Consider the following 23,234-nt stretch of genomic DNA (forward strand, 5'->3'; position numbering starts at 1 on the left):
GTTTAAACATCAATCAAACCATAACCGATTGGTCATCAATATGGATATTTTTGGAAGTTGCTATAATCAAAACAAACCTGAAAAATCCTGATATGATAGCCATTCCCCAACAACCGCAAAAAATGACCATTGAGGAATATCTTACATGGGAACTTGACCAGGATATTCGCTATGAATACATCAACGGCGAAGTTTTCGCCATCACTGGTGGTACAATTCCCCACAATGATATTGCTCTAAATCTTTACAGACCTCTATATTCTCATCTCCGTCCTAGAGGTTGTCGAGTTAATGTGTCAGAGGTGAAAGTACAAGTTACCCCTAAAAGCCCATACTTCTATCCTGATCTTATCGTTAGTTGTCACCCTGATGACCTCAACGCCCGCAAATTTATTCAAAATCCTAAATTAATCGTTGAAGTTCTTTCCCCTGGTACAAGTGGTAAAGATAGAGGTGAAAAATTCAGATATTATTTATTTAACAATGCCCAGTTTGCAAGAATACATCTTGATTGATTCTGAAAAAATATCTGTTGAACGTTACTGTCGGGGAGAAGGACGAATGTGGCTTTATTATCCTTACACTACTGGAGACATCATCACTTTATCAAGTGTTGAATTTGAATTTCCGATTGAAATGCTTTATGATGGTGTTGGGTTGGAAACTGAAGAATAACACTACAATTAACATACTTTATCAAATAAATCTTACTGTAAAATAAAATTTAGTGACTTATTACGATTATGGCAAAACGTAAAAAAAGCAATTTTCAGTGGATTAAAGAAACTCTGGAATTAAAGCCAGATCATCATTGGGAATCTCCCCCAGAATATAATATTTTTGTAGCAGGTAGAGGGGCTGTGCGGTTTAATGTTCCTCGCGGTTGGATATCGGAACCACAGGAAAAATCATTTAAGTTCATGGATAAAAAACCACCTGATGATGATTGTTGTTTAGAGGTATCGTACAATCATTTACCACCTAATGATTGGACTTTATTTCCCCTCAAATCAACTTTGAAGAAAATCATGGAAGATGATAGCCGTGATGTAATTGAAAGGGGAGAAGTGATTACTGTCAAGCGGCAAACTGCGCGGATTATGTGGTGCGAAATTAAGTTTATTGACACTCAAGCCGAACCCAGGGAGGCTTTTTCACGGACTTGTGTTGGTTTAGGTTCTAATATTCAGTGTTTGATTACCTTTGATTATTGGGCAGATCAAGCAGAGCAATTAATACCTGTTTGGGATGAAGTTATGCGTAGTTTAACATTGGGATTATATATTCGTGATCCTAGAACTGGTTTAGCTTTCCCTGATTGAAATGCCGAGAAAACAACCTAAGCTTGAGTTTCTTCATCACAAGTGGAAATTGTTAGTTTGAAAAGTTGTGGATTTTAGTCAACATTATGTTCAAGATTTTGGGTAAACTGGAAGCGACAAAACAACCCATTGCACAGATTAGTAATTTAATATTCATGACAAATCCCACCGCAACTCTGGAAACGTCTCTTGGTACTATTACTCTTGAGCTATTCACCGACGTTATGCCCATAACGGCTGGAAACTTCATCAAATTGGCTAAAAGTGGCTTTTATGATGGTCTGCATTTCCACCGTGTGATTAAAAACTTCATGGTGCAGTTTGGTTGTCCTCACAGTAAAGATCCTAGCTCTCCTCGTGCAGGGACAGGTAATGGTCCTGATGGGTGCATTCAAGATGAGCATCCCGCAGATGGGAAAATTTCCAATGAACCAGGAACTCTATCTATGGCTAATACGGGGGCCCCTAATAGTGGGAGTTGCCAGTTTTTCATCAACACTGTTCACAACTCCTATTTAGATTGGTTTACACCCGGTCCATCCAAGCATCCTGTTTTTGGTCGAGTTACTGAAGGTATGGATGTATTGAAAGCCATTGAAACCACTCCAACGGGACAAGGCGATCGCCCAAAAACTCCAGTTAAAATGATCAAAGTTACCATTCACGAATAAACTAAAGGATTGGTGCGGAGAAACCCTCCGCACACCGCTATCTTCAGGCAACATCCCCTCTTTCTCATTAAAAGATAAAATTGGGTTAATCAAACCCAACACAATTTGATTTCAGATTTCATTAAATTGTGTATGGATCAATATTTAATTTCCTCAATATCTTCATGCTTTTGAAGTTGCTTCACCCCAGATAGAACGCCAGTTAGCATTTCGAGATTACATGATTGCTCATTCTGAAAACGCACAGAAATACAGTGATCTCAAACGTGAACTTGCAAAAAAGTATCCTGATAATATTGAGAGCTACATGGATGGAAAAGACTGGTTGATTATAGATAGAAAAGCAGCAGAGTGGAGAAAAATATGCTAGGAGCGATCGCAGGTGATATTATTGGCTCATTGTATGAAATTAATAATATTAAAACTAAGGATTTTCTTCTTTTAAACCCCGATAGTATTTTTACAGATGATACAGTTTTAACAGTAGCAGTAGCCGATAAACTTCTAGATCATAGCGACTATGAAGAAATATTTAAATCCTATTATCATCGCTATTCAGCTAGAGGCTATGGCAAAAGTTTTCATCGGTGGGCTAAAGGTGAAATTGTCGGAGCTTATAATAGTTATGGCAACGGTTCAGCCATGAGAGTAAGTCCTGTTGGCTATGCTTTTGATAATTTAGAACAAGTATTAGCAGAAGCAAAAATTAGTGCAGAAATAACTCATAACCATCCTGAAGGCATCAAAGGAGCGCAAGCAGTAGCAGCAATTATTTTTTTAGCACGAACAGGTACAAGCCGAGAAGAAATTAAATCATATACTGAAACTAATTTTGGTTATGAGTTGAATCAAAGTTTAGATGAAATTCGCCCTACTTATAAGTTTGATGTTAGTTGTCAGGGAAGTGTACCCCAAGCAATTATCGCTTTTTTAGAATCAACAGATTTTGAAGATGCAATTAGAAATGCTATTTCCATTGGTGGTGATAGTGATACAATTTCTTGTATCACAGGAGGAATTGCCGAAGCCTTTTATGGAAGTGTGCCGACATTTATAGCAGAATATGCTATTTCTAAAATCACAAAACATCTTTATGGAACCATAGAGAAATTTCAAAAAAAATACTGTAATTAAAGCAATGCAAAAATGGTTTCGCTATTCCCTATTAGCAACTGCAATTATGAACTTGGCCGGAGCAGTCATATTTGCACTACCGATTTATGGTAAGGGTGATGTCTTCGGGTTGCCGAATGCTCACCCACTGTATCTTTGGATTATATCTTCTTGGATTCTCATCTTTGGTGTAGCCTATTTTTGGTTGGCACTTACGGCAAAGCCAGAGCGTTTATACATTGCAGTAGTAGCAGCTTGTAAATTAGCGATCGCTTTTATTTTCTTTGCCTTTTGGATGACAGGTGATTTACCATTTATAACTGCATCTGCTGGAGGTGGAGATTTCTTTTTTGCAATCATCTTCATCTATTGGCTTTTTCAGAGGCGGTGAACTCTAGATTTTGTGGCGTTGCTGATTTTAGGGATGAAAATAATTTTGCATACGTTCAAGACCTTTGTAGAGACGTTCCATGGAACGTCTCTACCTCCAAAAATCATACCCTAATTCAGCAACGCCGATTTTGTTAGCTCCCTCTATATTAGACATAGTAGTGAAAATTAAATGTGCGTGGTTTGAAATCCTTGTAGAGACGTTCCTCATGTAGGGATTCTCGGCTCTACAATCTTTACCGGAGATGTCTATTTAGTCTAAGAACCAACCAGATAAAAAAGTTTTTCTATTTAACATTTTTGATTTAAGCCAAATTTAAGCCAAATCTCAAAACTAGACTCAATCTGAGTTATACTCTATGCAGTATCAAACAAACATTGTTACTCACAAACATAATCAATTTAATTTAGGCTAAAAATTAACTTCTCTTAATTCCACCACCAAAAAACCTGAAGTTAACGCACCTTTCAACCAACATTACTAGGTTCGGAGTAATCCCAAGAGTGCATTTGACGGAAAGGTAAGCCCATCTTTTGGAAGACATACTTCTCTTTCACACCAGAAGCAACTAAGTCTGGCTTCAATGCTTTGATGAATTCTTCAAATTCGTAAGCGGTAACGTCGTCATAAACGATAGTTCCGTTTTCGATGTAGTTGGTAGTACGTTTATAGTCGTCATTATGAGCGAACTCATAACCAGTACCAATCATCTTCATTCCCAAATCTTGGAACGCGGGAACAACGTGACGGGGACGTAGACCACCAACCATCATTGCTACAGTCTTACCTTCCAAGCGGGGGCGATACTTAGAAACGATCGCATCCATTGTGGGTTGGTACTTAGCAATTACTTTTTCAGCATTTGCTTGGATTTTTTCGTCAAACTTGGAAGCAATTTCGCGTAAAGATGCAGCAATCTTGGTAGGACCGAAGAAATTATACTCAAGCCAGGGTATACCATAAGCTTCTTCCATGTGACGGCTGATGTAGTTCATCGAGCGGTAACAGTGGATGAGGTTCATCTTCACGTTGGGGGTCATCAACATTTCGTTGATTGTACCGTCACCAGACCATTGAGCAACAACGCGCAAACCGATTTCTTCTAACAGAATACGGCTGGCCCAAGCATCACCACCGATGTTGTAGTCACCAATGATGGCTACATCATAAGGAGTTCCTTCAAACTTCAATGTACCGTCTTTCTTAGCCTTGTCTGCTCTGGGGAATACCCAGTCACGAATCATGTCGTTAGCAATGTGGTGTCCTAAAGACTGAGACACACCACGGAAACCTTCACAACGGACAGGAACAACAGGCTTACCAATTGCTTTAGCAGACTTCTTAGCTACTGCTTCAATGTCATCCCCAATTAGACCAATGGGACATTCAGATTGAATAGAAACCCCACGATTTAAGGGGAATAATACGTCTAATTCTTCAATTAACTTGGTCAGTTTCTTGTCTCCACCGAACACGATGTCGCGTTCTTGGAAGTCGGAGGTGAAGTGCATTGTACCGAAGGTATCGACACCAGTTACACCTAAGTAGTAGTTACGACGACCAGACCAAGACCAGTAACCGCAACCTACAGGACCGTGGCTGATGTGGATCATGTCCTTAATAGGACCCCAAACCACACCTTTAGAACCTGCGTAAGCACAACCACGAGCGGTCATTACACCAGGAAGGGATTTGATGTTAGACTTAACACCGCAATCAGCCTTACCTTCTTCGTATACGTTTAAGTGCTTCTCGCGCTTTTTAGCAGCTTTTTCGGGGTAAGCTTTCAGAACTTCTTTAACTAGTTCTTTTCTTTGTTCAACAATCTTCTTGTCATCGGTCGAAGCCATTTTCTGTCTCTCTTGCTCCTAAAGCAACGGGGATATGGATGGGATGGGTGGGATGGGGACTTAATGTCCCCTATGGGGAGGGAAAGGAAGGTAAAAAGGAAATTATGTAGAGTTTTCCTTTTTCCCTGACCTAACTTATAGATTTCTACTTGCTAGCAGTTGCTGGCTTACCAATGATTTCAGCGTGCTTGGAATCATCATCAAGAATACCGAATTCAACCAACAATGCTTCCAACTCATCCATTTCGATGGGGGTGGGGATGGTGAGGTTTTTGTTGTTGATGATCTTCTTAGCTAATGCGCGGTATTCATTACCCTGATCGCTATCAGGTGCATATTCGTTAACGGTCATACGACGCAATTCTGCGTGTTGAACGATGTTGTCGCGGGGTACGAAGTGAATCATTTGAGTGTTCAAACGTTCAGCCAAGGTTTCGATCAATTCGATTTCACGGTCAACCTTACGGCTGTTACAGATCAAACCACCTAAACGTACACCACCGGAGTGAGCATATTTCAAAATACCACGAGCGATGTTGTTTGCAGCGTACATCGCCATCATTTCACCTGATGTAACGATGTAGATTTCTTGTGCTTTACCTTCACGGGAAGGAGCAATAATATTATTTTAACAGCCGGAAAATGTTTATTTTCTACAATGTTTGCTGCAATCATTGTTTTGAGTAAACAGTTTTTTTATTAGGGTAAATCTAGGGTATTTATATTATTAAAAATCAAGGACGCATTTGCCAATTTTATATAAATAATTGGATTGAGGCAGAATGCAAGCAGTAGAAAATCAAGAAAATCATCTGACGGCAAAATTAGCAACAGAATTAAAGGCAATTAATGGTAGACTAAGAGCCGCTAGGGTGAGTGTTTCTGTCAGAAAATCTGGTAATTCATTACAGTTGAGAAGTACCCTTCCTATTAAACCAGGTGATATTGATAAAAACGGTATAGGCACAAAGCAATATGATATTTCTTTGGGGATACCATTCAGTTTTGATGGTTTAAATACTGCGGAAGAGGAAGCTAATGAGTTAGGAAAATTGATTGCTAGGAAACAATTTGTATGGAATGATAAATATTTAGGCAAAACAAGATTTAAAGCCAAATTTATAACAATTGGAGAGTTGATTTCTGAGTTTGAGCAAAACTATTTCCAAACTAGAAAACGCACGCTCAAAAGTAACAATACTTTTAATAGTTATTTCTATATTGCTAAAACACATTTGCCAAAGGATAAGTTAGCGATAGATGCTAATTTTATTGATGCTGTGAAATCTTGCCCTTCATCGGATAGTGTGAAAAATGAATTAATTAAGGTGATTAGGGTTTTGTGTAAATGTTCTGGTTTAGAGGTTCCAGAATTGAGTAATTTAAAAATTAAAGCTATTTCTCAACGTAAACGTGATATACCCACTGATGCAGAAATAGAACAAGAATATCTGAAGTTTGAAAATTATGCTATTAATCGTTCTAGTAAGTTGATAACTAGGGAAGATAGAAATAATTGGAAATTGTGGAGATGGATTTATGGAATGTTAGCGACTTATGGATTAAGACCAATTGAAATTTTTGTTAATCCTGATTTAAATTGGTGGTTATCTTCAGAAAATGTGATGAATACATGGCGTGTTAATGAAGAATGTAAAACGGGAGCAAGGGAAGCTTTACCATTATATCCGCGTTGGGTAGAAACTTTTAATTTAAAAACAGATACAGAAGCAATTAATTTATTAAAAGCGAAAATTAAAAATAAAGTTACGAGTAGAGAAATAAACTCTGCGCGACATGGTACAGATAGATGGTTTAGATTTGTGGGTGTGAATTTTCAACCTTATGATTTACGTCACGCTTGGGCAATTAGAGCGCATTTAATGGGTATTCCCATTAAAGCTGCTGCTGATAATTTGGGTCATTCTGTGAATATGCACACTTCGATTTATCAAAAGTGGTTTAGTTTGGAAAATCGTAAGGTTGCGATTGAGGAAGCGATTAAGAAAAAATCGAAGTCGGAAGATTTACAGGATATGGTGATTAGATTGGAACAGGAAAATGAGAAGTTGAAAATTGAGAATGAGAGATTGAGGTTAGAAATGGGAAATCAAAGTTTAATGAGAGTGATTAATTAAATAATACGTAATCGCTTACGAAGAGAGATTTCAGCCCCAAAAACGGGGCGATGCTGTAAGCTATGGACAGTGATAAATTTTGTAATCATAGCCATAAATCCCAGGTAAAGCTTGGGTATCAGCAATACATTTCTTAACCTCTTCAGCTACAGGTGCATGAAAATTAACTAACCATAAATCTAAAGGTCGTGGTAAAGATTTTAAAGTATTTTCTAGAGCTTTTGTAGAAGTCTTGGGATCTTTTGCTTGATGAGCTAAAAGAAATTGGGAAATAACTTGTGAACCAGAAAATTTTAATTTCCAGGCTATACCCATCATTTCACCAGTTTGGACTAAGCTTTTGTGGGTTGTGGCAATGAGAACTGGAACCTGCGAATTTTGCTCAATCAATGGAACTAACAAATCAGGACGGTAGTATTTACGATAACCAAGATTAGACGTAACAGTAATGGCGCTTATTAATCCCATCAACCAAATGAGAGTAACGGCTTTTTTTCCCGTGATTCCCCATTTACCGATATCTTGATTTTGATAACAAACTGCTAAACTAGCTCCTAATAAAATGATGACAGTGGGAAAGTAAACAAAGTTGTAACGAGCGCCCCGTGTGATGTCAATACCTAGAATATAGGTAAATATAAAGAATAAAGCGATCGCTCCCAATACTACCCCAGCTAACACCTGAGTCATTAAACTATTTTCAGGTTGTTGTAGCTGCAATTTAAACCCACTAACTAAAATCGGTGTTGCCCAAATAAAGAAAATCAACATTACTAACCCAGAGAAAATCACAATTGTGAGTTGTGGTGCTTCTACTGGCAGCAAAGATATCATTGTAATCCATGCTGCTAAAGCCTGAAAAATAGGGTTTACCCAATCTAGTCCAACGCGCGAAACTTGAATCCAATCAGTCATACTACTGCGATACGGATTCTGTAAAAAGCTGGGCAACCATACTAAACCTGCTACACCAGTACCAACTGCAACAGCATAAATACGCCACCACAGAGGTGAATAGGAAATGGGGAGGTGAGGAGAATTTATCTTTACCTTTGCCTGTGTTTGGTGATACCAAGGTAGCAGGATTAAAACCAAAGCTTCAGCGCAGAGGGTGAGGGTGAAGAAATAGTGAGTAGCAATTCCTAAAGCGTTAATTCCTAGCCAGGAAATTGCTACGGTGATAGGTAATTGTGTATGGTTTTGTAGGTGACGTATGGCAATTACTAAGCAAGCTAAGGAAGCCATCACCCACAAAATTGCCAATGTATAATGACGGGCTTCTTGTGCTATAAAAATACCGTAGGGTGAGACTGCCATCATAGCAGCGGCCATCTGTCCCACTAATCGAGAACGAAAGGCTAACCTACCTAATATATACGCGAAGGGAATTGAGGCTGCACCTAGTAAAGCCGGAAGTGAACGCGCTCCAAACAGGGATATTAAGCCTTCTGGATGGGGAAATAGCTTCATCCACAGATGAGCTAGGACAAAATACAGTGGTGGATGGTTATCTTGTGTGATTATGGTATGAATCACATCCCCAATACTAGCTGCTGGGTTTGGTTGGAGTGGTTGCAATAAAATATTAGGTGCGATCGCTTGATCAAGGGGTACTTGTAAAAAATTATTCCCCAGACTAAACACCAAGGTGGCAAATTCATCAGTCCAAGGAGGCTTTCCCGTCAAATTAGCTAAACGTAAGCTAAGACCAATAATAAACCAAATTAGTAATAGCAGCGGATGAAACCAGCCAGCATAGACAGTAGAGCGCCAATTAAACAATTGCATCTGTTCTCAATTATGATCTTCACCTGCTAACAATAACTCAATGCTAGGCTTATGAACTCTCTACCAAATTAGATAAAAATCATCAGATAGCAGGACTGTAAGAGGATGTTTGAAAAGTTTTGAATGTATAAATAAACCCCTCTCCAAACCTCTCCCCGACGCGGGGAGAGGCTTTGAAACCCCCATTCCCTCGTAGGGAAGGGGGGTTAGGTTGCTGAAGATTATTGGTTTCATCTAATACTTTTCAAACAACCTCTAAGCGTTAGGTAAGTTACCGCAGATATGGCTATCACTCCACAAATGTCAAAGGTACAAAGAAGAAAAGTTACTTTATTGTGGAACTTATTTCTTAAAGGTTACTCTAAATCTTCTCTCAGGAGGCGATTTTTGATCATCAATATAATCTTCAAACTGTATAAGTGATAAACCTGCATCTACAAATTTCATGACTTCATCTTTAGTCAATGGATAAGGTACTTTTTCTAGTGCATCTTCCACATTTCTACCCCGACAAATGACAAGTAATATTCCTCCAGGAGCAAGGAAATTTGCTATAATCCTAATTTTAGCATTAAATCACCTACTTTGACCCACTAAATGCGATCGCTCTGCCCAAAGCATCAAAAATGCGATCGCTTTATTTGATTATTGATGATTATTTTTTCTAGACCGCACCTCGAAAGCCAAATCTGCACGATAAAAGCACACATCAAACTCTGCAAAAAAATTCATGTGTCCAAGTATGACGGGTGCTTCTCTAGATTCTGTCCAAGCAAATGCAAGCAAAACAGGCGAAAATTCAGCAATGGTAGCTGATAAAACTAATCCCCGTGCTGGGAAATGGGCTAAATTCCCGATTAACTAAATTGGAACTTTTTGCTGTTCCCAAATTGCTCCTAGTTGCAGACCTATTTCATAGGGTAATACATTAACGCTTGCACCTGTATCTAGCAAAGCCATAACTTCAACAGAATTGTTTTTGTGAGTTAATGTTAATGGTAAATAAGGCATATTGCTGGAAACACCAGGAGTATTACTTCGCTCAATAAAGGGAAATCTTTTACTTTCAAGCATAGCCTTCTTCCTTTGCTGCTGTTAGCATATCAGATAATGCTTGAGCCGCTTCATGGGCATGATATGGAGACCAAACAACGGCTTCAGTAGATGCTAATTGTTCCAGCAGCAAGTTTTCCTGTTCTTTATGATCAGGTGATTCTAAATTGCATCCTTCTTCTTTTGCTACAGCTAATAATAGAAAATGAATAAGACGCAATTTATCTTGGTGGGATAGCTGACTAACAGTAGGTAGCAATTCATTTAGTGGCATAGCGCAAGTTATGACAGAATGAAATCATAATTCTAAGATAACAGCATTCTAATCGCACTCCACAAACCACAACATCGGAAATGCGTTAGCGAAGCTTACCGAAGGTATCGCACTCCATAACCTAAAACACCGGAAATGCGTTAGCGAAGCTTACCGAAGGTATCGCACCCATAACCCACAACACCGGAAAAGCCATCCTGTTAATATCAATCTTTTACTAATCCCAAATCTGGTAAATTATTAACAATTTCCACCGTTTCTAAACTCACAGTAATTACCTGTTTAATTAACCTAACAATATATTCTTCATCATCAAGACGATTTGGATCATTTGTAATTCCGCTACGTTTATCTGTGGTAACTTGATATTGGTCTATAATCCAATCTAAAGCGGAACGGTTGCCTAAGCGATATGCAAATACTTCTGGGGGTATACCTGTTAAGGTGAGAAAGTCGTTATATTTGATTTGGGTTTTATCTTTAGAAAGGCGCATTTTTTCTACACGCCAATCAATGGGTAAGTCTTTATTTTCTAAATGTTTAAGGCGATATTCTGGCTGTTTTTCATAGTTAACATGAATTTCTGCTAGTCGTTTTCCTGCTGTTGCAAAAGGATGAAATTCTGGTGCAAAGGGAATGCGGGGAAGTTCTCGTTTTAGGTTTGCTGCGTAGCGTTCCCGGTAGTGGGGATGATGCAGCACTGCATAGATATAATAGAATATATCCCATTTGGTGATTGTTTCATCCTGGTAATGGTTTTGATATTGTTTTAATACCCAATCTGTAATATTTTCTTGGCGGTTTGTTCCGTCTTCGTGGTAGGTGTAGAAAGAAAACCATTGAGGAACTGTACCAATACCTAAAAAATTAAGGTCAGGAATTTTATTACTGAAAAGAGTAGCAAATGATTGTTGCGCTCCAAGACCTGTAACACATATAAAACAATTTTCTTCTTCTATTTGGGAAGTTGGAGAAATAGATGGAAATTGATATCTTCTTTCATTAAGATGTCTATCAAAATATAAGAATGTATTAGTAAAAGGTCGATATAGAGAATGACGTAAATATCGCTCCTCGAAAGCGATACAAGTTTCTCTCTTAACATAAGTTCTTAAACCATCTGACCAACTTATTTGATGGTCATCTAAATTCACAAAATTATTAATGCTTATTTCTCTATCCTTCCGATTTTTCCATCGAAATATATGATCGTTATAAAAATCAATAGTTTTCTGCATATTTTTAGCAAGTTCATCAGCGTTAAAGTTATATGCCCAAGCATCACGGCTTGTTTTGACTCCTCCGCTATAAAGCTTAAAGATTGCATAAGCCGCTATACCGTCAGTTGCTTTTGCTTCCTTTGTTCCAAGGGGTGTAAAATCCTGATACTCATCTTTTAAATCGTCTGTTAACCAATTATTTTTATTGTCTGGCTGTAACTCTTTCCATTCTGTGCTGACTACTGTTTTCAGCTTTTCAATAATTTCAAATTTCTCTTTTCTAGTCGCTCTAAAATCAACCTCATGATAAAATATTTTATGCTCAGTTGAACCTGTTTTTCTGACAAGAAAAGTTATTGATACTCCCACCATCGCAGCTAATCCAAAAACTGTATGCTGCTCACCTAGAGGAATACCATCACGCATTGAATCTTTGCGTATATCTCCTTGTAAATTAAATATATAAATATTATCAAAATCATTTTGTAGATGCTTTCGCATTCCATCAAAAGCCAATTTATCTAAAAAACTGCTATTGGTTACAAAAGCAACAACGCCATCATTTTTAAGCCGATCAGATGCCCAACGAATTGCTTTAACATAAGGATCGGAAAGAGCATTTTTATTCGTTGCTTTTGAATCCTTAGAGTAGGTTTCACTTACGCGCTTATCCATTACTAGATACTTACGATTTCGATTGTTTATATCCTCTGATTGATAAGCATTATAGGGAGGGTTGCCAATAATTACGAAAATAGGAGATTGCTTTTGTCTCTCAACACGCTTTGTATTTTCTGTAGAAAAAAGTGCTAAACTTAGTTGTTTGGCTTCAGCTAAATCAAAAGTATCAACTAAACAAATTCCTTCAAAAGATTTATATTCCCCAGCTTGCTCAAAATACTCATGCTCAATATTCATCGAAGCAATATAATAAGGTAATAACATCACCTCATTACAATGTAACTCATGTTCATATTTATAAGGTAAAGCCGATTTTTGAATTTCGGCAATTTCTCGCATTATCCGAATAATAAAATTACCCGTTCCCACAAAAGGATCAAGAATATGTACACCCTTATCAACCAACGATTTACCAAACTCTCTCTGTAAAATATCCTCAACACTTTTCACCATAAAATTAACAATTGGTTGAGGAGTATAAACAATTCCGTGAGTATCTGCAACTTTCACAGAAAAACCTTGAAAAAATCGCTCATAAATTTTATTGAGAAAATCCTGTTTTTGGGAAAAATTATCAATAGTTGCGGCGGTTTCTTCAATTGCACCATAAAACCGATCTAAACTGCTTAAAAAATGACTGCGACTAAAAGATTTAGAAGTTAAAGCATTAATCACCTTTTCAATTTCTACAGCAATAATATTCCGTTGTGCAAAATCAGGATTATTAAACACACTTCTAAAAATGCGCTCAGTCAATAAATGCTGAATCAACATTTCCTCAACTGCTGCTTCTGAAAGATTGGGATTAATTGACTGACGACAAAGTTGTAAAAATTCTGCAAAAGCATCAATAAATTTTTTATTTTTCTTACTCTGTTCTCGAATTAATTCTAATAATGCCGTTGCGTTTTCCTTAACTCGAAAACCAAACTCATTAGATGCTTTTTCCCATTGTTCAATTGCTGGAGGACGATATTCAAAAAACTGCCGAACTACATCTACTAAATTTTGTGGGTTAGTAATATCTTCATCCATTACCAGTTTACCATCCTGGTAAAGAATAGCCCTTTCTGGTTGTTGAAAAATAATATTATCTTTAGGATAATCAACAGCCAATTTTTTCTGTACTTCTTTCTTTAAATTATCCTTACTATCCTTAGCTTCCCAATAAGCACGAGGCAAGTTAAAATCATCAACTAAAGCCCCATCAACACGAAGCGGTTGTTTTTTCGGTCTTTTAATAGCATACTCTTGTACAAGAGTCCATTTAAACTGTTGACAGCAAGACTCAAGCAACTTTTGAAAAGCAGCTTTTACCGCAGTTTCATGAACCACACCCAATTTTTTAAAATTTTCTAACTCTTCGTAATATTGCTTAATAGGTTTGTGGGTTGGTTTGAGATTAAGACTAGACATATAATTAAAAGTGACGTAATAATATTAGCATATTATACAGAATAATTTTGATATTATTACTTGGGTCGCGAAAGTATAAAAACTTAATATTTTCTCTCTGCGCCTCTGCGTCTCTGCGTGAGGTAACACATTTATCAAAAATCATGTATCCCCCTTGACACAAGGTAAAAAATAGGGTAAAAAAACCATAAACCCTGAACAAAAACCCCATTTACCCAAAAATTCCCAGGGCAAAAATAGGGAACAAAAAAAACAAAATCCTCAACCAATTGCATCAACAAAAACCCTAAATAATCCCCCTTAACCTTCACGGATAGGCATAGCAAAACCACCACATACAACGTCACCTAATACGTCGTAAGATACGAAATCTAAGTCTTGGTAAGCACCGTTTTCTTCCAAGAAGTTAATAGCGGTGATAATACCACGACCTGCACAACCTACACCGGGTTCTGGACCACCAGATTCAACGCACTTAACACCACGGAAACCGGTCAACATTACTTCGTGGAGTTCCAAATCTTCAACAGCACCTCTTTCAGCAGCCAAGTGAAGAACGGTTGTTTGAGCCTTAGAGTGAAGCATCAAACGGGTAGAGTCAGCTTTAGGGTCGCAACCTACGATCATGATGCGTTGACCCATTTCAGCCATAGCTGCGAGGGTGTTTTGAGAGGTGGTAGATTTACCGATACCGCCCTTGCCGTAGAAAGCTATCTGTCTAATATTTGCGTCAGTAGTCATTGTTCGTGTTTTCCTAGAATTGGTTGATTGGGTGTCTTTCGTCTTTTGGTTCTCACGGCCAAGTTCTACGGCGGTGAGCGTGTGTAGAACGTCGCTATGGTGGCGAACGCTCTACAGACAATTTGGTTGTGTTCATAGTGTTTATTGGGTTGTAAGAATTACTAGTTTGTCATTTATCAATTGTTCTTTATCATTTACTAATGACTAATGACCAATGACCAATGACTAATTTCTAAACTGCTTCAACGATGATATCTTTGCTGATGCGATCGCGTAACCTTGATTCAATCGCAATCTTTAAAGTTGCAGTGCTGCTAGAACATGAACCGCAAGCACCTTTGAGAATAACTTGTACTTTATCGCCTACTATATCGTAGAGTTCAACATCTCCCCCGTCGGCGATTAATACGGGTCGGACTTCTTCATCTAATACTTTTTGAATGAGGGCAATCTTTTGAACATTAGTTAATGGTCTTTGTTGCCCTTCATTAAACATTGAACTAGGAATTTCTGTAGTAGTTTTCGCGCCGTTGGTGTTGAGATTTTGTTTGGCGGTTTCCTGCTTTACTTCTCTTATTATATCATCGATTTTCGCTAAACAGGAACCGCATCCGCCACCAGCTTTTACATAATTTGTTACTTGTTCTGCACTGAGAAGATTATTTTGAGCAACTGCCTTTCTAATCTTAGTATCAGTAATACTAAAACAAGTACAAATTAGAGTTCCTTCATCGTCGTCATCATGGGCAGCTAAAGGAATGCCTCTATAATTAAATATAGCAGCTTCTAAAGCTTCTTGACCCATAACGGAACAGTGCATTTTTGCTTCAGGTAAACCACCTAAATATGCAGCGATTTCTTTATTGGTGACTTTCAAAGCTTCATCTAAAGTCAATCCTTTAACCATTTCAGTCAAAGCACTAGAAGAAGCGATCGCACTGGTACAACCAAAAGTTTGAAAACGAGCATCAAGAATTTTATCAGATGCAACTTCAACTTTCAAATGTAATCTTAAAGCATCACCGCAAGCAATACTTCCGACTTCACCAGTTGCAACCTTAATACCAGCTTCGCCAGTTTCTTCAATCGCGCCTTGATTCTTGGGATCGTAAAACAACTCTAATACTTTATCAGTGTAGTCCCACATAGTTGATTGTAGATTTTGGATTTTAGATTGTTGTTCTTAGATTTCTGTTTGGTAATTGATGATTGGGTAGGGATGATGAGGATATTAGGTAGCTTGAGATTTTTCCCAGTCCCCAGTCCCCAATCCCCAGTCCCCAATCTACCGATTTACTAAAGTGTGTTCCTGCTGTTGTAACCAACCCGCGTCATCATTTTTGAAGGGAGATAAAGCGCGGAGACGTTCAACAATTTCCGGCATTACTGCAATTACTTGGTCAATTTCAGCTTCTGTGGTGTAGCGACAAAGACTGAAGCGAATCGAACCATGTAACGTAGTGTAAGGTAAACCCATTGCTCGTAAAACGTGAGATGGTTCAAGAGAACCCGAAGTACAAGCAGAACCAGAAGAAGCACAAATACCATGCTTATTTAGAAGTAACAGAATTGCTTCACCTTCGATATATTTGAAACCGATATTTGTGGTGTTTGGCAATCTATTTTTCACATCACCATTCACTGCACAGTCGGGAATTTTAGCAAGTAAGGATTGTTCCAAGCGATCGCGCAACTTTCTTTCTCTCTTAGTTGCTTCTTCCAAGTGGAACATTTCCAATTCCGCAGCTTTACCTAAAGCGACAATTGCGGGAACATTCTCTGTACCTGCTCTGCGTCCTCTTTCTTGATGTCCACCAATTAATAAAGGACGGAATCTCACCCCACGTCTTACATACAAAGCACCAATACCTTTTGGAGCGTGAATTTTATGACCAGACATGGTTAACATATCTATGGTGCTGGTCTTCATATTCAAGGGTATTTTACCTACCGCTTGTACTGCATCGACGTGAAAGATTGCTCCATATTCTTTAACTCTAGCACCAATTTCTTCAATTGGAAAAATTGTGCCGGTTTCGTTATTGGCATACATCACTGTTACCAAAGCGGTGTTACCAGTGAGAGAAGCTTCTAACTCATTCAAGTCTATTTGTCCCTTTTCATTAACTGACAAATATGTAACTTGATAACCTTGAGTTTCTAATTGTTTGCAGACATTTAAAACTGCGGGATGTTCTACCTGAGTTGTGATGATGTGGCGTTTTTCTGGTTGAGCTAATAATGCAGCACGAATAGCAGCATTATCACCTTCAGTTCCACAACTGGTAAAAACGATTTCTGATTCATCTGCACCCAGCAAAGCTGCAACTTGTTCTCTAGCTACTTTCACACTTTTGCCAATTTGTCCGCCAAAGGTGTGCATACTAGAAGGATTAGCGTAGTAGTCCGTTAGATAAGGTAGCATTACCTCGACGACTTCAGGATCTACTTTAGTTGTTGCATTATTATCGAGATAGATGCAATTCTTTAACATTTCCGTCATTAGTTATTACTTATTAGTTATTACTTATTGGGTTTTGGTAATTGGTGATTGGTAATAGGTAATAGCTAAAAACTTCTTTACTGTCACCTGTTACCTGTTACCTGTCACCTGTCACCTAAACCACTACTTGTTGCTTTTTCAATTGTTCAGAGAACTTCTGGGAATAAGTGTTATACCAGCATTCCCAATAATCTTGTTTATTGGTTAACTTCGCTAAGACGCTGTTGTATTTAGAAAACCAACTTTCCCAATAATCACTTGGTTGTTTCACGCAACCATTCGCAGTGGGACAAACTGCTTTACATTGAGGTACAGTGTGAATACTACCAACGCAGTTTGTACAAAGTTCAGAGTCAATCAAATAATGATCATCTACTATCTTGACTGCACCAGTGGGACATACAGACAAACAGAGCTTGCAGGAAATACATTGGCTAGTAATAGTGTAAGCCATGACTATTCTCCTTATGGGGCGTTGGGCTGTAGTAATGGTGGCATAGAGAAGGCAAAAGTGAGAAGTGAAAAGAATAGAATTCTTCTGACTTTTGACTTTTGACTTCCTACATATTCATTACTGATTAGCCGTTACATACTGCTCGTAAAACTCTAAAGCAACTTTCTCGATTACGTCGTAAGCTTCTACAGTCTGGATGCCAGCTTCGTGCAGTTTCTCTTTAGGACAATTACCTATTTTAGAAACTAAAACTGCTTTACAATCTGCGATCGCTTTCATTATATTTTCTGCGGTCGCTTCTTCACCGTATCCACCTTGACAATATTGATCAATCTTGCGATGACTGACAAATTTTACCTCATTACCATCCACTTCGTAGACTTGGAATTCCTTCACATGACCGAAGTGTTGGTTAACTAATCCACCACCTTTAGTTGCTACTGCAACTAGGATTTTAGGACTATTAGCAGCTTTCTTGCCGGTTTGTACCTTGGCTTTTGCTAGTTTAATTTCTTCTCTAAATTTCTCAATTCCTTCATGAACTTCCTGGCGTGTTTCCAGATTGTATTCTGGAGACATTTCCAAGAATTTATCTTTAGTGAATTCTTGGCTGCGGTCTTCTCCTAATAATCCTACCGCATCTGCTCGACACTGGCGACAGTGACGCATCATTTTCATGTTACCAGAGCAGTTATCTTGAACTTCTTTGAGTTCTTTCCCTGTGGGTCCACGTTGACCGGTTAAACCGAAGTGTGTTCCATGTTCTGGTGCAGAAATTAGCGGCATGATGTTGTGCAGGAATGCACCTCTTTCACGAATTGCTTTGTTAACTTCTACCAAATGTTTGTCATTAATTCCGGGAATCATCACCGAATTAACTTTGCATAAGATATCAGCTTCTTTGAGAGCTTGCAATCCTTCCAACTGCTTTTCTAGGAGAATCTTCGCCCCTTCAATTCCTCTGTAACGCTTGCGTTTATAGTGAACCCAAGAATAGATTTGTGCGCCTATTTCTGGGTCGATGGTGTTAAGGGTGATAGTAACGTGATCTATATTTAATTGTTTGATGCGATCAACATATTCAGTCAACATCAAACCGTTAGTAGATAAGCACAGTTTAATATCTGGTGCTTTATCTGCAATCAACTCAAAAGTACGGAATGTTTTTTCTGGATTTGCTAAAGGATCACCAGGTCCAGCAACTCCCAAAACTGTCATTTGGGGAATTTTACCCGCTATCACCAATACTTTATGTGCGGCTTCTTCTGGTGTGAGTAATTCGCTTACTACTCCAGGACGGCTTTCATTAGCACAGTCATACTTGCGGTTACAATAGTTGCATTGAATGTTGCAAGCTGGGGCAACTGCAACGTGCATCCGTGCGTAATGGTGGTGAGCTTCTTCGCTATAACAGGGATGTTTGGCGATGCGTTCTATGAGCTTTTCGTCCATTTCTGGGGTTGTGCTGCTATCGCAACCGCAACCACCTGATTTAGCTTGGTTGATATTAGGTTCCTGTTCGGAGGAGGTGAGGAGTCCTGTAGCCGGTAGTGTCATTGAATTTCGCAAGGGTCGGTGGACTAGATGGCCACTGTGGGAGATGCCGTTGCTACTTCCAATGCCTATGAATTGAAAGTCGCGTCTGATACTCACGTTGCCCGCAGGTGTTAACAATAATACCAATTTTGGATAATTACTGTGATTAGCAATTTTGGTGAATTTTCATCCAAAATCCCAAATCTCAAATCTCAAATCCAAAATTGATACAATGGCAGGCAGAAAATGCTTGGGGTTCGGCTGGTGTGTGTCAACTGTGGGTCTTGGGTTGAGACGACCCAACGGGTCATCTCTACGTGTGTACAGCCGCGACTTCCATTCACTTCAGGCATGGTGCTATCTCATCCCTCCACTCACTTTTAGCTTCTAACTTTGTTAAGGAGCGTTAAGTGATTGGCGATAAATGATTTATAGCAGCACTTTCTAGATGGGTGAATGGTTGTATGAGGATAGGATTTATTGGATTTATTATGTATGTACTCAAATCTAGAAATCCCAATCTTTGTCAGGATTACAAAAATTAAATAATATTTTTTCGGGTAGGGGTGCTAGTATTTTTCGATTGGGGTACGAGTATTTATGATGTGGGGTTCAGGATTTGGTTGTACTCATTCAAAACCCAATACCTGTCAGGAATTGGGTGATATTTGGGTTGATTTTGCCTTACATTCATCATGTACTCAATTAACCCTCAAATCCTACTAAAAGCTTTAATTTGCAAGGGATTGGAGGTGAAAAACTGGAGTAGGATAAGCCTTACTAATCCAGTAACGTGCAAAATTCAATTCTGTATACAACATATCATTTTTTTTCAGATAAAAATGCAGTTTATATTCTTTTAACTTTTCGATAGTCAATGATGTTAATTGCATTTCTAAGATGATGCTGGTTCAACATTAGGGCTTTAATAAAATCATAACTCTTAATGCAGATAATTTGCAAGTAATATCATCTTGATTAGGGCAGGGAATAGGCAAGAAGGAATAGAGAATAAGGAATAGAGAACAGGGAATGAGAAATAATGTCAAATTAGGAAATGGACAATGGGGAAAGAAATTAATTGTGTTGAACTTTTAGCGATCACCTCCGGTGCTGCGCTCCGCGCAATCGCTACACTGTAATTATGGCGAACAAGTCAAAAGAGGGGAAAGTCCATGAAAGCTGTTGTTATCCGTCACTATGGTGATGCTGAGGTGTTGCAGTATGAAGAGGTGGAACAACCGAAAATCAAACCCGACCACTTACTTGTTAAGGTTCACGCTAGTAGTGTTAACCCCATTGACTGGAAAACCCGCAAGGGAATGCTGAGTATTTTAACTGGAAACAACTTTCCCCTAATTCTGGGTTTTGATGTCGCTGGGGAAGTGGTGGAAGTTGGTTCACAGGTGACGCGCTTCAAACCTGGAGATGCTATTTATGGCAGTACCAGCTTTCCTGGGGGCGCTTATGCAGAGTTCGCCGCTATCCCAGAAAATTTGGCGGCTCCCAAACCAAATAATTTGACTTATGAAGAAGCAGCCACCATACCATTAGCGGCGCTAACGGCTCTACAGGCATTGCGAGACTTGGGTAATATCAAATCAGGTCAAAATGTATTGATTAATGGCGCTTCGGGCGGTGTGGGCATTTTTGCGGTGCAAATTGCTAAGGCGTTGGATGCCGAGGTGACTGGTGTTTGCAGTACCAAAAATTTGGATTTGGTGAGGTCGTTGAATGCAGATTTAGTTATTGACTATACGCAACAGGATTTTACTGAAGGTAATGTGCAGTACAATATTATTTTTGATGCAGTTGCTAAACGAGCATTTTCTAATTGCAGAAAAGTTTTAAAGCCAAATGGAGTTTATATTTCAACTCTCCCCACACCGGAAGTAATTATACAGGGTGTTTTAACAGCGTTTCTTCCTGGACAAAAAGCTAAATTTGTGTTGGAGAAGCCTAATAGTAAAGATTTGGTTTATTTAAAAGATTTGATTGAAGCTGGTAAACTGCGGACGGTGATTGATCGCACATATCCTTTACAAGAATTAATAGAAGCACATCGGTATAGTGAAGGAGAGCGTGCGGTGGGAAAAATTGCAATTGTAATTACACATTGAGTTAAGTTTCGCGCAATCTCCGTCAGGAGATCCCGGAGGGTAGATGCTAAGGAGCAAAGGCGCAAAGTTATAGCAGTGTTCAAAGTAACAGGAAGATGTCAAATAGCTATAAGATCCCCGACTTCTTTTTTTATCTTGTAAATAAATTATCAATTGATGTTAGAAGTCGGGGATCTGGGGATGCTATAATATTGAACCAATAGGCATTTCTGAAATTTAAGAATTAGAATCAAAAGCGAGTTGATTTTCACAATCAGCTTCAGAACTGAAGGTAAAGTCAAGACGTAATCCCAAGTTTTGAGGATTTAATGAAATACCAACTAAGTCATCACTTTTTAAATCTTCAAGAAAATATAATAACATAAGATAATATCATTGTTGATTTATTCACAAATTGAAAAGATATGATAGAGCAAGAATTTCTGGTATTTTGGTTTAAGTGATGAACAAATTGCAGAGGCACTAGATTTACCTTTGGAGGTTGTAAAGCTGGTAGACTCGGAATAATAAAGCTTTTAATTTTTAAGGTGATTTTTCCTTGGTATTTTTCCACTGTACGCAATCAATGTTATAATTACATTAATTCTTAAGTATCCTATTATGAGCCAAATTCTAACTCTGGAACTAAGTGATAAAATAGCGATCGCTATTCAGCAACAAGCTAATAATATCGGTATTTCTCCAGAAAGTTTAGCAACAGCATTGCTAGAACAACATTTTAGTCGAGTTTTGGTAGTACCTACAGATGCACAAAAAGAATTAGCACGGGCAAAATTTGAACGTCATTTTGGCACACTCAATATTCATAATAGTACAAATATTGATAATGAAACCATTGATACAGACTTAGTTAAAGAGTATGCTAATAACCACGAGGAGGATTAATGCTAATTGATACCTCTGGGTTACTTTGTTTACATTATCCAACTGAGCCACTTCATAGTCTAGCTTGTAGTGCATACAAAAAGGCTACAGTTAGGGTAACTCACAGTTACATCATTGCTGAATATGTTGCTTTAGCAAATGCCAGACGCTTTCCTCGCTCATCCATACTTGCTTTTGTTGTTGACTTATTAGACCTCTCCGGAAATATGGTAGAGACGTTCCGGCGGAACGTCTCTACAAGGGTTTCAAACCACGCACATTTAATTACCGGAGATGTCTATTGGATAACCCAGATATTGAAACGGTTTGGATTAATGAATCATTGTACAGAAAAGCAATTGAGCTATTGATGATAAGGCAGGATAAAAGTTACTCTTTATGCGACTCCATCAGCTTTGTACTGATGCGTGAAAGAAGTATTAACGAAGCTTTAACAACAGATCGACACTTTGAGCAAGAAGGCTTTATTCGTTTACTGCATCCAGAATCATAATAAACATATTCATTATTTTAACTGATCAGAATATCATCGTTGCTGAGTCATTGCCATCACAGTTGCAACAGTCAATGCTGAAATGTTACCAAGGGTGGGAAGTGTATCATTATCGGCATAAATAAGTGGTAACTCTTGATTTTCCCACACCCAAATTTGCTTTCTTTGAATATCAATTAACCAAGCAAGCTGTGTCCCTTTACTCAAGCAGTGCAGGATTTTTTGTTGTATATCTAATGTACTTTGATCAGGAGAACGAATTTCAATTAACCAGTCAGGTGAACCTTGTAGCGGTCCATCTTCATTAGAAAGGCGCTCACTCTTAACAACTGAAATATCAGGTACAGGAGAAATGGGAGGTACAATACACCGCAGTTCTTGAATAGCTTCGTAGGCGGTAGTTTGGCTGTTAATGGCGTTAACAAGGTTACGTTGGAAGCGAGAATAAAACAGCGTTGGCATGGGTTTTTGCTGGGCTTTTCCCTGGATAAACTCCCAAGCAGGAGAAGCTTCAATATTAGGTTGCTGAAGAAAATTGTCTAATGGGTTGGTGAAAGTAGATAATTGCATAATTGCTGTTATTGA

General features: G+C 38.4%; 18 protein-coding genes and 5 pseudogenes. 10 read left to right on the forward strand and 13 right to left on the reverse strand.

Annotated features, from left to right (window positions below):
- The first annotated feature begins 92 nt into the window (after nt 1-92).
- From H6G06_RS12540 to H6G06_RS12565, 6 genes and pseudogenes are all read left to right on the forward strand, one after another.
- Nucleotides 93-675: pseudogene (locus H6G06_RS12540) on the forward strand (Uma2 family endonuclease).
- 68 nt (nt 676-743) lie between these two features.
- Nucleotides 744-1,322: a hypothetical protein gene (locus H6G06_RS12545; RefSeq protein ID WP_190560548.1), complete on the forward strand. Its 579-nt coding sequence runs from the start codon at nt 744-746 to the stop codon at nt 1,320-1,322.
- A gap of 86 nt (nt 1,323-1,408) precedes the next feature.
- The gene (locus H6G06_RS12550) at nt 1,409-1,993 is read left to right on the forward strand and encodes a peptidylprolyl isomerase (RefSeq protein WP_242039679.1); all 585 of its coding nucleotides are present in this window, start codon (nt 1,409-1,411) and stop codon (nt 1,991-1,993) included.
- Nucleotides 1,994-2,162: 169 nt separating this feature from the next.
- Nucleotides 2,163-2,363, forward strand: a pseudogene (locus H6G06_RS12555) (GrpB family protein); the annotation flags it as partial.
- A complete protein-coding gene (locus H6G06_RS12560) occupies nt 2,345-3,127 on the forward strand; it encodes an ADP-ribosylglycohydrolase family protein (RefSeq protein ID WP_338422939.1) in 783 nt (260 codons plus the stop codon). The pseudogene H6G06_RS12555 and the gene H6G06_RS12560, both read left to right, overlap by 19 nt.
- Before the next feature lie 4 nt (nt 3,128-3,131).
- A complete protein-coding gene (locus H6G06_RS12565; RefSeq protein WP_190560550.1) occupies nt 3,132-3,497 on the forward strand; it encodes a hypothetical protein in 366 nt (121 codons plus the stop codon).
- 467 nt (nt 3,498-3,964) lie between these two features.
- Here the strand turns inward: H6G06_RS12565 and nifD are convergent, their stop codons facing one another.
- Nucleotides 3,965-5,347, reverse strand: a complete 1,383-nt coding sequence (nifD, locus tag H6G06_RS12570) for a nitrogenase molybdenum-iron protein alpha chain (RefSeq protein ID WP_190560552.1) — start codon at nt 5,345-5,347, stop codon at nt 3,965-3,967.
- Between the two features lie 145 nt (nt 5,348-5,492).
- A pseudogene (gene nifH, locus H6G06_RS12575) lies at nt 5,493-5,960 on the reverse strand (nitrogenase reductase); the annotation flags it as partial.
- Between the two features lie 169 nt (nt 5,961-6,129).
- Here nifH and H6G06_RS12580 point away from each other — a divergent pair.
- A complete protein-coding gene (locus H6G06_RS12580) occupies nt 6,130-7,485 on the forward strand; it encodes an integrase (protein WP_242039680.1) in 1,356 nt (451 codons plus the stop codon).
- 60 nt (nt 7,486-7,545) lie between these two features.
- Here H6G06_RS12580 and H6G06_RS12585 read toward each other — a convergent pair whose 3' ends face one another.
- From H6G06_RS12585 to nifB, 10 genes and pseudogenes are all read right to left on the reverse strand, one after another.
- On the reverse strand, nt 7,546-9,273 hold the full coding sequence (locus H6G06_RS12585; RefSeq protein ID WP_190560554.1) for a glycosyltransferase family 39 protein: 1,728 nt from the start codon (nt 9,271-9,273) through the stop codon (nt 7,546-7,548).
- Nucleotides 9,274-9,615: 342 nt separating this feature from the next.
- A complete protein-coding gene (locus H6G06_RS12590; RefSeq protein WP_190560556.1) occupies nt 9,616-9,771 on the reverse strand; it encodes a hypothetical protein in 156 nt (51 codons plus the stop codon).
- Between the two features lie 147 nt (nt 9,772-9,918).
- Nucleotides 9,919-10,347 (reverse strand): annotated as a pseudogene (locus H6G06_RS12595) (pepsin/retropepsin-like aspartic protease family protein).
- A complete protein-coding gene (locus H6G06_RS12600) occupies nt 10,340-10,600 on the reverse strand; it encodes a hypothetical protein (protein WP_190560558.1) in 261 nt (86 codons plus the stop codon). Before H6G06_RS12600 ends, H6G06_RS12595 begins: the two are co-directional and overlap by 8 nt.
- 206 nt (nt 10,601-10,806) lie before the next feature.
- A complete protein-coding gene (locus H6G06_RS12605; RefSeq protein WP_190560560.1) occupies nt 10,807-13,917 on the reverse strand; it encodes a type ISP restriction/modification enzyme in 3,111 nt (1,036 codons plus the stop codon).
- 303 nt (nt 13,918-14,220) lie between these two features.
- Nucleotides 14,221-14,658, reverse strand: a pseudogene (locus tag H6G06_RS12610) (AAA family ATPase); the annotation flags it as partial.
- 232 nt (nt 14,659-14,890) lie between these two features.
- On the reverse strand, nt 14,891-15,805 hold the full coding sequence (nifU, locus tag H6G06_RS12615; protein WP_190560564.1) for a Fe-S cluster assembly protein NifU: 915 nt from the start codon (nt 15,803-15,805) through the stop codon (nt 14,891-14,893).
- A gap of 138 nt (nt 15,806-15,943) precedes the next feature.
- A complete protein-coding gene (nifS, locus tag H6G06_RS12620; RefSeq protein WP_190560938.1) occupies nt 15,944-17,152 on the reverse strand; it encodes a cysteine desulfurase NifS in 1,209 nt (402 codons plus the stop codon).
- Nucleotides 17,153-17,276: 124 nt separating this feature from the next.
- Nucleotides 17,277-17,615 carry a 4Fe-4S binding protein gene (locus H6G06_RS12625; protein WP_190560566.1) on the reverse strand — a complete coding sequence of 113 codons (339 nt, stop codon included), beginning with the start codon at nt 17,613-17,615 and terminating at the stop codon, nt 17,277-17,279.
- Between the two features lie 117 nt (nt 17,616-17,732).
- Nucleotides 17,733-19,172 carry a nitrogenase cofactor biosynthesis protein NifB gene (gene nifB / locus H6G06_RS12630; protein WP_190560568.1) on the reverse strand — a complete coding sequence of 480 codons (1,440 nt, stop codon included), beginning with the start codon at nt 19,170-19,172 and terminating at the stop codon, nt 17,733-17,735.
- A 1,154-nt stretch (nt 19,173-20,326) separates the two neighbouring features.
- On the opposite strand from nifB, the gene H6G06_RS12635 reads away from it, so the two are divergent.
- The 3 genes from H6G06_RS12635 (at nt 20,327) to H6G06_RS12645 (ending at nt 22,506) form a co-directional block, all read left to right on the forward strand.
- On the forward strand, nt 20,327-21,271 hold the full coding sequence (locus H6G06_RS12635; protein ID WP_190560570.1) for an NAD(P)-dependent alcohol dehydrogenase: 945 nt from the start codon (nt 20,327-20,329) through the stop codon (nt 21,269-21,271).
- Between the two features lie 600 nt (nt 21,272-21,871).
- Entirely contained in the window at nt 21,872-22,156 is a 285-nt protein-coding gene (locus H6G06_RS12640) for a hypothetical protein (protein ID WP_190560572.1), read from the forward strand.
- Complete coding sequence (locus H6G06_RS12645; protein WP_242039681.1) at nt 22,156-22,506, forward strand: hypothetical protein; 351 nt, start codon at nt 22,156-22,158, stop codon at nt 22,504-22,506. The genes H6G06_RS12640 and H6G06_RS12645 overlap by 1 nt, the downstream gene beginning before the upstream one ends.
- A 176-nt stretch (nt 22,507-22,682) precedes the next feature.
- On the opposite strand, the gene H6G06_RS12650 is transcribed toward H6G06_RS12645, so the two are convergent.
- Nucleotides 22,683-23,219, reverse strand: a complete 537-nt coding sequence (locus H6G06_RS12650; RefSeq protein WP_190560574.1) for a Uma2 family endonuclease — start codon at nt 23,217-23,219, stop codon at nt 22,683-22,685.
- Nucleotides 23,220-23,234: the final 15 nt, after the last annotated feature.

Source organism: Anabaena sphaerica FACHB-251, from assembly GCF_014696825.1.
Lineage (GTDB): Bacteria > Cyanobacteriota > Cyanobacteriia > Cyanobacteriales > Nostocaceae > RDYJ01.